The organism is Streptomyces sp. NPDC101191 (assembly GCF_044767915.1).
Classification (GTDB): Bacteria; Actinomycetota; Actinomycetes; order Streptomycetales; family Streptomycetaceae; genus Streptomyces.
Genome location: NZ_JBIWOU010000005.1, coordinates 140,743 through 153,894, shown reverse-complemented (window position 1 = coordinate 153,894; position 13,152 = coordinate 140,743). Strand labels below are relative to the sequence as shown.

Here is a 13,152-nt window from a genome sequence, read left to right as displayed (position 1 = left end):
CCGACGCAATGTCAGACTAGGCGTAAATATGACCGATATGCGGCATTGCGGAGCCGAAGGTCGCAGAGTGTTATCCACAGGCTGGGGTCGAGGCGGTGGCTGAAGTCGGACGGGCGGGACAGAATCGACGGTGAGCCGGACCGCACGAGGACCGGTTCGCGTGCTGCGAAGCAGGGGGACGACGGGAGGCACCAACCGTGAGGACAGCGACACTGGGACCCGCCGAGCGCACCGAGGCGCTCGCGGCCATGGCCGAGCGCGAGCTGGACGTGTTGGTCGTCGGAGCCGGGGTCGTCGGCGCGGGCACCGCTCTCGACGCCGTCACCCGAGGACTCTCCACCGGCCTCGTCGAGGCCCGCGACTGGGCTTCCGGCACCTCCAGCCGGTCGAGCAAGCTGATCCACGGCGGCCTGCGCTATCTCGAGATGCTCGACTTCGCCCTGGTCCGCGAGGCCCTGAAGGAGCGCGGCCTCCTCCTCGAACGCCTCGCGCCCCACCTCGTCAAACCGGTCCCGTTCCTCTACCCCTTGCAGCACAAGGGCTGGGAGCGGATGTACGCGGGCTCCGGTGTCGCCCTGTACGACGCCATGTCGGTCTCCTCGGGCCACGGCCGCGGCCTCCCGGTCCACCGCCACCTCAGCCGAGGCCGGGCCCTCCGCGTCGCACCCTGCCTGCGCAAGGACGCCCTCGTCGGCGCCCTGCAGTACTACGACGCCCAGATGGACGACGCCCGCTTCGTCGCCACCCTCGTCCGCACCGCCGCGAGCTACGGCGCGAAGGTCGCCAGCCGCGCCCGCGTCGTCGGCTTCATGCGGGAGGGGGAGCGGGTGGTCGGCGCCCGCGTCCAGGACGTCGAGACCGGCGGCGAGTACGCGATCAGGGCCCATCAGATCGTCAACGCCACCGGCGTGTGGACCGACGACACCCAGGCGCTCATCGGCGAGCGCGGCCAGTTCCACGTCCGCGCCTCCAAGGGCATCCATCTCGTCGTGCCCAAGGACCGCATCCACTCCACCAGCGGACTCATCCTGCGCACCGAGAAGTCCGTCCTCTTCGTCATCCCCTGGGGCCGTCACTGGATCATCGGCACCACGGACACCGACTGGGACCTCGACAAGGCCCACCCGGCGGCCTCCAGCGCCGACATCGACTACCTGCTGGAGCACGTCAACACCGTGCTCGCCACCCCGCTCACCCGCGACGACGTCGAGGGCGTCTACGCCGGCCTGCGGCCCCTGCTCGCCGGCGAGTCCGACGCCACCAGCAAGCTGTCCCGCGAGCACATCGTCGCCCACCCGGTGCCCGGCCTGGTGGTCGTCGCCGGCGGCAAGTACACGACCTACCGGGTGATGGCCAAGGACGCCGTCGACGAGGCCGTCCACGCGCTCGACAAACGGGTCGCCGACTGCGTCACGGACGACGTCCCGCTGCTCGGCGCCGAGGGCTACAAGGCGCTGTGGAACGCCCGCGCCGGCATCGCCGCGCGCGCCGGACTCCACGTGGCCCGGGTCGAGCATCTGCTCAACCGGTACGGCTCCCTGACGGAGGAGATCCTCGACCTGATCGCCGCCGACCCTGCCCTCGCCGCGCCCCTGCCGGCCGCCGAGGACTATCTGAAGGCCGAGATCGTCTACGCCGCCTCGCACGAGGGCGCGCGGCATCTGGACGACGTCCTGACCCGGCGCACCAGGATCTCCATCGAGACCTTCGACCGGGGCACGCTGAGCGCCCGGGAATGCGCCGAACTCATGGCGCCGGTGCTCGGTTGGGACGCCGTCCAGATCGACAAGGAGGTCGAACACTACGAGAAGCGGGTCGAGGCGGAGCGTGAATCCCAGCGCCAGCCCGACGACCTGACGGCCGACGCCGCCCGCCTCGGAGCGCCTGACATCGTGCCGATCTGACCCGTTTCGCTTCTCGGACTCCGGACCCGGGGGAGCCGGCGGTCCCGGAGTGAGGGACAATGAGCTCTCTTCCAGGGCGGGTTGCCGCATCAAGCGGGAGCTGCGGACGCGGGCGGGAATCAGGGATCGCAGAGGGGACGCATGTCGGAGGCGGAGCAGTCGCGGGACACGGGGCAGGCCCCCCGGCGGGACGCCGCCGCGGGCGCCGCGACCGACGGCGACCGGGGCACGGTCCCGGCCGCGCGTGCGGCCGGGCGGAACGAGGACGCCGAGGCGCGCGAGGGCGGGCCCGCGGGCACGCCGGAAAGCAGGCCGGCGGAGGCCGGTGACGCCGCGTCGGCGGCATCGGAGGACGCGCTGCGCGCGTCCGGGGACGACCGGAGCCCGGCCGAGCCGGCGGGCACGCCGGGCGCCGAGGCGTCGGCGGACCCGTCCGCGGACGCCGCCGGGGGCTCGGCGGCGCCCAGGGACGCCACGCCCAAGGACGTGGCGCCCAAGGACGTGGCGCCCAAGGACGTGGCGCCCAAGGACGTGGCGCCCAAGGACGTGGCGCCCAAGGACATGGCGCCCAGGGACGCCGCGCCCAGGGACGCCGCGCCGAAGCTCTCGAAGCACACGGCCGCGGCGAGCGGCGACGGCGGCACGGCGGGCTCCGGGAGCGACCGGGCCCGCGGACGGGATCCGCGGGCGGGCGTGGGGCTCGCGAAGAGCACCGGCGCCGGTCAGGGAGGGCGCAGCGGCTCGACCGACGGTGCCGCGCCGGCCGCCGGGTTCGGGGCCGACGCCACCGGAACCGGCGCCCGGACCGGACGCGCTGACGCGCCGTCGGCCGAGGGACGGCTGCTGGCCGGCCGCTACCGGCTCGGGGTCGTCCTGGGCCGCGGCGGCATGGGCACGGTGTGGCGCGCGGTCGACGAGACGCTGGGCCGGACCGTCGCCGTCAAGGAGCTGCGCTTCCCCACCAGCATCGACGACGACGAGAAGCGACGCCTCATCACCCGGACCCTGCGTGAGGCCAAGGCCATCGCCCGGATCCGCAACAACGGCGCCGTGACCGTCTACGACGTCGTCGACGAGGACGACCGCCCGTGGATCGTCATGGAGCTCATCGAGGGCAAGTCCCTCGCCGAGGCCGTGCGCGAGGACGGCACGCTCACCCCGCGCCGCGCCGCCGAGGTCGGTCTCGCCATCCTCGACGTCCTGCGCTCCGCGCACCGCGAGGGCATCCTCCACCGCGACGTGAAGCCCTCCAACGTGCTGATCGGTGAGGACGGCCGCGCCGTCCTCACCGACTTCGGCATCGCCCAGGTCGAGGGCGACCCCTCCATCACCTCCACCGGCATGCTCGTCGGCGCCCCCTCGTACATCTCGCCCGAGCGGGCCCGCGGCCACAAGCCCGGCCCCGCGGCCGACCTCTGGTCGCTCGGCGGACTGCTGTACGCGGCCGTCGAGGGCAGCCCGCCGTACGACAAGGGCTCCGCCATCGCCACGCTCACCGCGGTGATGACCGAGCCGGTCGACCCGCCGAAGAACGCGGGCCCGGAGCTGGAGAAGGTCATCTACGGCCTGCTCGCCAAGGACCCGGAGCAGCGGCTCGACGACGCCGGGGCGCGGGTGCTGCTGCGCGCCGTCCTCGACGCGCCGGAGGCGCCGCCGAAGCCCTCCCCCGAGGTCACCAGGGTCGTACCGCTGCCCCCGCTCCCGGAGGGCCCGCCGAGCGGCGGCCCCGCCACGCCCGGCACGCCGAAGCCGGTCCGTGAGAAGACCGCAGAGGCGGCCGCCGAGCGGGTGCGCGGCGCCCTGAAGTCGGTGCGCAACGCCGCGGGCGCGGCCAAGGCGGCCCCCGGGCGCGTGACCGGCGCCGGGACCCCGGACCGGCCGGCGTCGAACAGGGCCTCGCTCACCGACGTCGTCCCGCGCCGCACCCTGGTGGTCATCGCCGCGGTCGTGCTCGTCGCGCTGCTCGGCACGATCCTGTATGTCGCCCTCGGCGGCGGCCAGGACGGCGCCGACCAGGGCAAGGGCAAGGGCACGACGTCGGGCGGCACCGCCGCCTCGGCCGGCAGTGCGTCCGGCGGGACCGACGGCCAGGGCACGGACACGTCGACCGGTGACCCGTCCCAGCAGGGCGGCGGCAAGCCGGCCGCCAACAGCGGCGGCCAGAGCGGCGTCACGCCCACCGGGACCCCCGGCGGCGGTCCGTCCGGCGGCGGCAGCGGGCCGCAGCTGCCGCCCGGCTACGTCATGGTGACCAACGCCCGCTTCCACTTCACCATGGCGATGCCGGCGTCCTTCCGGATGACCGACATAGCGGGTGAGAACTCCGGAGGCATCTTCAACGCCTCCCAGGGCGCCTTCCCGCGCGTGCAGGTCGACTTCAACGACAGCCCGAAGGACGACGCGGCCGCCGCCTGGAACGCCGCCATGGCCGCGGTCGCCGCGACCAGCAACGGCTACCGGCACATCGGCATACACCCGGTCTCCTACAAGGGCTATCCGACCGTCGCGGACTGGGAGTTCGAGCGCACGCAGAAGGGCGTGCGGGTCCACGTGCTCAACCGGGGCTTCAAGGTCGACGCCGGGCACGGCTACTCGATCATGGTGACCTGCCGGGCCGACGCGTGGGACGCCGCGGAGTGCAAGACGCTGCGGGACACCGCGTTCGCCACGTTCAGCCCCAAGGACTGACAGGCGCACGTATCGTGAGAGGCCCCGTCCGCGAGGGCGGGGCACGGGGGACGTAGGGCGCGTGGGGAGGCGTCGTGGACGACTACGCGGGAAGAGTGCTGGCGGACCGGTACCGCCTGCCCCTGCCGTCGGCGGACGCGGACGATTTCGTCGAGACGCGCGCCTTCGACACGTACAGCGGCCAGGAAGTGCGCATCCGTCAAGTGCCGCTGCCGGAGGTCGTCGACGCCGAGTTCGTCGACGACGAGCCGTACGCGGGACCGGGGCGCGCCACCCGCAGACCGGCCGAGCCGGCCGTCCGCCGCGCCGTCGAGGCGGCCCAGGCAGCCGCCCGGATCCCGGACCACCCGCGCCTCGACCAGGTCTTCGACGTGTTCGCGGAGGCCGGTTCGCTGTGGATAGTGAGCGAGTTCGTCGCGGCCACGCCGCTCTCCGAGATCCTGTCGGAGGGGCCGCTCACCCCCTACCGGGCCGCCGAGATAGGCGCCGATCTGCTCACCGCCCTGCGCACCCTGCACGCGCACGGCTGGACCCACCGCAACGTCACCGCCCGCACGGTCCTGGTCTGCGACGACGGCCGCGTCGTTCTCACCGGCCTCGCCGCCGGTGCCGCCGAGGAGGCCCTCTGCGGCTACGCCCCGGTGCCGGTGGAGGAGGAAGCGCTCCCGTACGTCCCGTACGGCGGGCCGCGGGAGACGTACGAGGACCCCGGGGCCCGGGAAGAGCCCGAGGCGTACGACGAGCAGGGTGTGTACGAGGCCCTGGGCGCCGGCCCGGACGTCCACGAACTGGAGCCGTACGAGCCCTACGAGCCCTACGCCTCCGAGATCTACGGCCAGGGCGGCGCCCCCGCCGCGGCCGGCGCCGAGCCCTACGCCCACGTGCCCGCCGCCCGCGAACCCGCGCGCATCGAGCCCGGCGACCCCGACCGGGCGGCCTGGACCGGTCACCACGACGATGCCGACGCGTACGAGGGCGCCGACGACGCACCGGACGGGCCGTACGCCGAGCCGGACGACGGGCCCGACGACGGGCCGTACGCCGACCCGGACGACGGGCCGGACACCCCCGACGCCCCGTCCCGCGCCGGGTACGGCCCCGACGGCGGCACCCCGTACGGGCCCGGGAACGGCACCGAGCGGACCGAGTCGCCCGCCGCCTCCGCGGCGCCACCAGGGCCCGCCCTGCCGCCCGCGGCCGACGTGCGGGCGGCCCGCGCCGGCGCCATCGCCGCCTACCGGGCCGGTGCCCGCGCCGCCGCGCGGATCGGTGAGACCGGCTCCCTTCCGGTGCAGCGCCCCGCCCCACCGGCCCCTCCCGAGCCTCCGCACGCCGGGCCGCCCGCGGCGCCCGAGCCCCAGTGGTGGTCCCGGGTGGACGCGGAGGACGACGACGTCGACGACGAGGACGAGACGGGCGGCACCTACGGCCCGCCGCCGCCCCGGGCCTACCTCACCGGCTCCTGGAGCGACGGCCCGCACGCCTCCCGCGACGGCGGGCGGTCCGTCCCGGCCGGCGGTGGCGGCCAGGGCCCCGCGCTGCCCGCGCTCCCCGCCGGATACACCGCGGCGGCCCCCCAGCCGCCCCTCGTGCCCGCCGCCGCGCACCGGCCGCCGGGCGGCCCCGACGACGCGTACCGCGGTCCGGCGACCCGGCTCGCCGCCGAGCGGGCCCGGCAGACCCGGATGGCGGTCGTCGGCGCGGTCACGGAGCGCTGGGCGCCCGAGCAGGCGGGCCCGGTGCACGAGCACTGGCGGCTGGCCCCGCCGATCGGCCCCGCCACCGACCTGTGGGCGCTCGGCGCGCTGCTCTACCGGGCCGTGCAGGGCCACGCCCCGTACCCCGAGGACAACACCGCCGAGCTGGTCCAGCTGGTGTGCGCCGAGCCGCCGGCCTTCGCCGAGGAGTGCGGTCCGCTACGGCCCGTGGTGGAGTCGCTGCTGCGCCAGGACCCCACCGAGCGCCCCGACGTGGAGGAGCTGAGCGGCTGGCTGCGCTCCCTGGTGCGTTCGGCACCCGAGCCGGAGGCGGGGATCGGCGTCGTACCGCTGCCGTCCCCGGACGCCACCAAGCTGCCCATCGTGCGCCGCCGCGGGGAGCTGGTGCGCCGCCGGCGCGGCGGAGCGGGCGGCGGCCGGCACCGGCACCGGCAGGGCAAGGGCGGCCGCGCCCCGCGCGGGGCGGCGTACGCGGCGCAGGCCGACGCGCCCCTCTTCGACGCGCCGGTGCACGAGGAGATCCCGCAGCGCGCCCCGCGAGCCCCCCGCGCACCAGGGCGCTCCTCGGGCTCCCCGCGCTCCCTGGGCCGCACACTGCTCCTCCTGGTCCTCCTGCTGCTGGGCGGGGCCATCGCGTACGCCGTCCTCTTCATGCCCCGGCAGGGCGAGGAGGTCGGTCGGACGGGGACACCGCCGGCGAAGTCCGGCTCTCCGGCGCAGAGTCCGCCGAAGAGCACCCCGCCGCCGGCCACCGGGAGCCCGTCGACCGGGCCCACGTCCGCCACCGGCGCGCCGCCGGCCACCGGCCCGTCCGCCCCGGCGCTCGCCGCCGGCTACGCGCTGCGCAAGGACCCCGAGGGCTTCCAGCTCGGCGTGCCGCGCGACTGGCGGCGCAGTCCGATCAACGACGCCGGGCAAGTGCGCTACACGGGCGGCGACTTCACGCTGATCGTGGTGCCCGGCCGGGACACGGTGCAGGCGAACGGTGCCGACCCCATGGCGTACCAGCGGACCAAGGAGCGCGAGCTCCAGCCCTGGCGGGACTCGTCCTGGTCCAGCGCCTCGGGCCTGCGCCGTATCGACGTCGGCCGACAGGCCATGGCGGTCGGCCAGTTCACCTGGCAGGACAGCACCGGCCGCGAGGTGTTCGTGCGCAATCTGGCGCTGATCGAGGGCGGCCGCTATCACGTCGTCCAGGTCATCGGGCCGGAGAACGAGCGGGACAAGGTCTCGGAGATCTACGACCAGGCGGTGAAGGCCTACCGGGTCACCCGCTGACCCGGGCCGTCGTCCGCAGGCCCGCCCCCGGCGCCCGCTTTTCCGCCGCGGTCCCCGCCAACGGCCGCGCCGCGTACCGGTCCGAGCACCGCGAGTGGCCGAAAACCGCCGCTGGTCACAGACTTGTTCCCAAAGGCGCCCCGAGGTTTCGCGCGCCGCTTCCCTCTCCGTACCCTTGCCTCGGAAGCAAACAGGCGGGGGCACGTGGAACATTCTGAGAGCACCGGAACCGGGCTGCTGCTCGCCGGACGCTACCGGTTGGGCGAGTCCATCGGCCGCGGCGGCATGGGCAAGGTCTGGCGTGCCCACGATGAGGTCCTGCACCGGGTCGTGGCCGTCAAGGAGTTGACCGCGGGCCGGTTCGTGGCCGAGGCCGACCGGCTGGTCCTGCACGCCCGGACGCAGAAGGAGGCGCGCGCGGCCGCCCGGATCACCCACCCGGGCGTGGTCACCGTGCACGACGTCCTGGAGCACGACGACCGGCCGTGGATCGTCATGCAGTACGTGGACGGCCCCTCGCTCGCCGACGCGGCGAAGGAGGCCGGCACGATCGCGCCCGGCGAGGCGGCCCGGATCGGGCTGCACGTCCTCGGCGCCCTGCGCGCGGCGCACGCCGCCGGGGTGCTGCACCGGGACGTGAAGCCGGGCAACGTGCTGCTCGCGCGCGACGGCCGGGTCCTCATCACCGACTTCGGGATCGCGGCGATCGAGGGCGACTCCTCGATCACGCGCACCGGCGAACTCGTGGGCTCCATCGACTACCTGGCCCCCGAGCGGGTGCGCGGCGGCGACCCCGGCCCCGCCTCCGACCTGTGGTCGCTGGGCGCCACGCTCTACTCGGCGGTGGAGGGCACCTCGCCGTTCCGCCGCGGTTCGCCGATCAGCACCATGCAGGCCGTGGTGACCGAGGAGCCGCCGTACCCGGAGAAGGCCGGCGCGCTCGCCCCGGTCATCGTGGCGCTGCTGCGCAAGGACCCGGAGCAGCGGCCGCGGGCCGACGAGGCCGAGCGGATGCTGCTCGACGCCATGGAGGGCCGCGCGCCGCAGGCCGCCCAGGCCTTCGTGCCCACCCAGCGGGTGGGCGCCGAGGAGCTGGCCGCCGCCGCGCCGTCGGCGACTCCGCCGCTGCCGGTGCCGGTGCCGCACGACGACCCCGCGGCCGCCCCGGCGGCCCCGCAGGCGCCCGCGCCGGCGGAGTCCTCCGCACCCTCCACCGGTGCCACCGTCCCCGGTCTGCCGGGCGCCGCGGGCGGCTCGGCCGGGCGCCGGGGCCGCTGGCGCGCCGCGCTGCTCGCGGCCGTCGTCGCCGGACTGCTCGCGGGTGGCGCGGTCTTCGCCGCGATGACCCACCTGGGGCAGAAGGGGGCCAAGGGGGGCGACACGCCCATCACCCAGGAGACCGGCAAGGACGGTAAGGATTCGGCCAAGGGTGCCGTCCCGGTCGGCTGGCACCGGGTGCAGGATCCCGAGGGCTTCGGTCTGGTCGTCCCCGACGGCTGGAAGCGCCGGATGGACGGCGACCAGATCGACTACACGCCGGACGACGGTCGGCACCGCATCCGTATCAGCATCGACCGGTCGCCCGACTTCGAGAACCCGTACATGCACATGCTCGACCTCGAGAAGATCGTGCAGAGGCGGGCCGAGTACCAGCGGATCCGGCTGACCCAGAACACCTTCCGCGACCAGGTCAACTCCGCCATCTGGGAGTTCACCTGGATCGAGAAGCAGACCTTCCCGGGACCCCGGCACGCGATCGACCAGGTGTACTACGGCGACGACGGCACCGAGTACGCCCTGTACATGGCCGCGCCGGAGGAGAACTGGGAGCGGACGCGCGAGCAGTTCGACATCGTGAAGAAGTACTGGAGAGCCCCTGGAGATGCCGTAAGCCCCTGATCAGGGCTTATGTGCCAGTGATCGCTGGCGCGATGGGGGCGCGTGGTGAAAACGCGTTACTCACGGGTACCCAAAGGGCGGAATGGGTCCTACGCTCGGGCCCATGACGGACTCGCAGGTACTTCCCACGCCGGCCACCGACCGCACCAACCCCGTCGCGCCCGCGCCCGCCGGGGCGCGCACGGCCGCGGACGTGGTCACGCCCGAGCTGGTCGCCCGGCTCACCCGCGGCGTCGCGGGGTCCGGCCGTACCGCCAACCACACCCCCTTCACCGGGGACAAGCTGGCGGACCTGCCTGAGGCCACCCCCGAGGACGTCGCGGAGGCCTTCGCGCGCGCCCGCGCCGCCCAGGCCGTCTGGGCCGCGACCCCCGTCAGGACCCGCGCGTCGGTGCTGCTGCGCTTCCACGACCTGGTCCTCCAGCGTCAGGCCGAGGTCCTCGACCTCATCCAGCTGGAGACCGGCAAAGCCCGCCTGCACGCCCACGAGGAGGTCCAGGCGGTCGCCGTCGCCGCCCGCCACTACGGCCGGAAGGCCCCCGCCTACCTGCGTCCCAAGCACCACACCGGCGTCGTGCCGACCCTCACCAAGGTCACCGAGCTGCGCCAGCCGCGCGGGGTCGTCGGCCAGATCGCGCCCTGGAACTACCCCCTGGAGCTGTCGGTCGGCGACGCACTGCCCGCCTTCGTCTCCGGCAACGCCGTCGTCATGAAGCCGGACACCGAGACCGCGCTGACCGCCCTGTGGGCCCGCGACCTGCTGATCGAGGCCGGTCTGCCCGCCGAGGTCTTCCAGGTCGTGCTCGGCGAGGGCCCCGTCGTCGGCCCCGAGGTGGTCCGGCACGCCGACTACGTCTCCTTCACCGGCTCCACCCGCACCGGCCGCGAGGTCGCCCAGGGCGCCGCGGCCCGCCTCGTCGGCGTCAGCCTGGAACTCGGCGGCAAGAACGCCATGCTGGTCCTCAAGGACGCCGACATCGAGAAGGCCGCCGCCGGCGCCGTCCGCGCGTGCTTCTCCTCCGCCGGCCAGCTCTGCATCTCCATCGAGCGGCTGTACGTGCACGAGTCGGTCGCCGACGCCTTCCTCGACCGCTTCGCCGCCCGTACGAAGGCCATGCGGCTCGGCAACTCCCTCGCCTACGGCGCCGACATGGGCTCCCTCGTCGGCGAGCGCCAGCTGGAGACCGTCACCCGGCACGTCGAGGAGGCCGTCGCCAAGGGCGCCAAGCTGGTCGCCGGCGGCCACGCCCGCCCCGACATCGGCCCGTACTTCTTCGAGCCGACCATCCTCGACGGCGTCGACGCCCCGATGGCCGTCTGCTCCGAGGAGACCTTCGGCCCGGTCGTCTCGATCTACCGCTTCAAGGACGAGGACGAGGTCGTCGAGCTCGCCAACGCCACCCCGTACGGTCTGAACTCCTCCGTCTGGACCACCGACTCCCGCCGCGGCCACGCGGTGGCCGCCCGGCTGCGCACCGGCACCGTCAACATCAACGAGGGCTACGCCCCCGCGTACGGCAGCGTGCAGTCCCCGATGGGCGGCATGAAGGACTCCGGCCTCGGCCGGCGCCACGGCTCCGAGGGCATCCTCAAGTACACCGAGGCCCAGACCGTGGCCCAGCAGCGGCTGATCCCGCTCGCGCCCTCCTTCGGGATGGACGACGAGAAGTACGCGGCCTTCATGAGCACCTCCCTGAAGGTCATGAAGGCCCTGCGGCTGCGCTGACCGTCCGCCCCACCTGCCCGTTCCCCGTACGAGGAGAGCCATGACCGCGGTACCCCCTGCCCAGAATCAGGCCGAGGACGGCTCGGACGACGCCTACGACTACGACGTCCTCGTCGTCGGCTCCGGCTTCGGCGGCTCGGTCACGGCCCTCCGGCTCACCGAGAAGGGCTACCGGGTCGGCGTCCTGGAGGCCGGCCGGCGCTACACCCGCGCGACCCTGCCGAAGAACTCGTGGGACCTGAAGAACTTCCTCTGGGCCCCCGCCCTCGGCCTCTACGGCATCCAGCGCATCCACCTGCTCGGCAACGTCATGGTGCTCGCCGGCGCCGGCGTGGGCGGCGGCTCCCTCAACTACGCCAACACCCTCTACGAGCCCCTGGCGCCGTTCTTCGACGACCCGCAGTGGAAGGACATCACCGACTGGCGCGCGGAACTCGCGCCCTACTACGACCAGGCCAAGCGCATGCTCGGCGTGCGGCTCAACCCGACGATGACGCCCTCCGACGTGCACCTGAAGGCCACCGCGCAGGCGATGGGCATCGGCGACACCTTCCACATGGCGCCGGTCGGCGTCTTCTTCGGGGACGGCGAGGACGCCGGCGGGGCCGAGGCGGCGAAGGCGCGGCCGGGCGCCGAGGTCGCCGACCCGTACTTCGGCGGCGCGGGTCCCTCCCGCAAGGCCTGCACCGAGTGCGGCGAGTGCATGACCGGCTGCCGGCACGGCGCCAAGAACACCCTCAACGAGAACTACCTCTACCTCGCCGAGAAGGCCGGAGCCGTCGTCCACCCGATGACCTCGGTGGTCGCCGTCACCGAGGACTCGCGCGGCGGCTACGCGGTCAGGACCCTGCCGACCGACAACAGGAAGAAGGGCGCCGGCCGGACCTTCACCGCCCCCCGGGTGGTGATCGCGGCCGGCACGTACGGCACCCAGACCCTCCTCCACCGGATGAAGGACACCGGGCTGCTGCCCCACGTCTCCGGCCGGCTCGGCCATCTGACCCGTACCAACTCCGAGGCGCTGGTCGGCTCGCAGACCACCGACCGGCGCTACCGCAAGCGCCACGGCAAGGACCGGGTCGACTTCACCAAGGGCGTCGCGATCACCTCGTCGATCCACCCGGACGAGAACACCCACATCGAGCCGGTCCGCTACGGCAAGGGATCCAACTCCATGGGCGGCATGACCGTCCTCCAGGTGCCCTACGGCGCGCACCGGGTCCGCAACTGGCTCCTCGAACTGGTCAAGCACCCCGCGCTCGCCGTCCGCTCGCTGTCCAACCGCCGCTGGTCGGAGCGGACCATCATCGGCCTGGTCATGCAGTCCCTCGACAACTCCCTGACCACCTACCGCAAGCCCGGCGGCCTCGGGAAGGGCCTGCTCACCGCCCGCCAGGGGCACGGCGCGCCCAACCCCACCCAGATCGAGGCCGCGACCCGGGCCGCCGCCCTGATGGCCGAGGAGATCAACGGCTTCGCCGGCTCCAACATCGGCGAACTCATGGGCACCCCGCTCACCGCCCACTTCCTGGGCGGCTGCCCGATCGGAGCGGACGCGGAGACGGGCGTCATCGACCCGTACCACCGTCTCTACGGGCACCCGGGCATCTCGGTCGTCGACGGCGCGGCGGTCTCCGCCAACCTGGGCGTCAACCCGTCGCTGACCATCACCGCGCAGGCGGAGCGGGCGATGTCCTTCTGGCCCAACAAGGGCGAGGAGGACACGCGGCCGCGCCAGGGCGAGGCGTACGTCCGGCTGGCCGCGGTCGAGCCCAAGTCGCCGGCCGTCCCGGCGGAGGCCTTCGGCGCCCTGAAGCTGCCGTTCCTGGGCATTCCGGCGGTCCCGCCGAAGAAGGCCTGAGCGGACTCCGGAAAAGTGAAAGGGCGCTGCACCCCCCTCCGAGTGCAGCGCCCCTCCAGCTTTTGGGTGGTGCTGCAT

The 13,152-nt window shown here is 74.2% G+C and carries 6 protein-coding genes; all 6 read left to right on the top strand.

Annotation, left to right across the window (positions count from 1 at the left end; translation table 11 throughout):
* Positions 1-197: 197 nt before the first annotated feature.
* The gene (locus tag ACIRQF_RS20435) at positions 198-1,904 is read left to right on the top strand and encodes a glycerol-3-phosphate dehydrogenase/oxidase (RefSeq protein WP_376635504.1); all 1,707 of its coding nucleotides are present in this window, start codon (positions 198-200) and stop codon (positions 1,902-1,904) included.
* Between the two features lie 141 nt (positions 1,905-2,045).
* Positions 2,046-4,592, top strand: a complete 2,547-nt coding sequence (locus tag ACIRQF_RS20430; RefSeq protein ID WP_404093851.1) for a protein kinase — start codon at positions 2,046-2,048, stop codon at positions 4,590-4,592.
* A gap of 74 nt (positions 4,593-4,666) precedes the next feature.
* Positions 4,667-7,588, top strand: a complete 2,922-nt coding sequence (locus tag ACIRQF_RS20425) for a protein kinase (RefSeq protein ID WP_404093849.1) — start codon at positions 4,667-4,669, stop codon at positions 7,586-7,588.
* Between the two features lie 204 nt (positions 7,589-7,792).
* Entirely contained in the window at positions 7,793-9,487 is a 1,695-nt protein-coding gene (locus tag ACIRQF_RS20420) for a serine/threonine-protein kinase (protein ID WP_404093846.1), read from the top strand.
* A 103-nt stretch (positions 9,488-9,590) separates the two neighbouring features.
* A complete protein-coding gene (locus ACIRQF_RS20415; RefSeq protein WP_376635512.1) occupies positions 9,591-11,213 on the top strand; it encodes a succinic semialdehyde dehydrogenase in 1,623 nt (540 codons plus the stop codon).
* A gap of 40 nt (positions 11,214-11,253) precedes the next feature.
* A complete protein-coding gene (locus ACIRQF_RS20410; RefSeq protein ID WP_404093843.1) occupies positions 11,254-13,074 on the top strand; it encodes a GMC oxidoreductase in 1,821 nt (606 codons plus the stop codon).
* Positions 13,075-13,152 lie beyond the last annotated feature (78 nt).

Bases quoted from the DNA above. Each gene is read 5' to 3' on its own strand.
- ACIRQF_RS20430 (WP_404093851.1), top strand. From the start codon at position 2,046: ATGTCGGAGGCGGAGCAGTCGCGGGACACGGGGCAGGCCCCCCGGCGG.
- ACIRQF_RS20415 (WP_376635512.1), top strand. From the start codon at position 9,591: ATGACGGACTCGCAGGTACTTCCCACGCCGGCCACCGACCGCACCAAC.
- ACIRQF_RS20410 (WP_404093843.1), top strand. From the start codon at position 11,254: ATGACCGCGGTACCCCCTGCCCAGAATCAGGCCGAGGACGGCTCGGAC.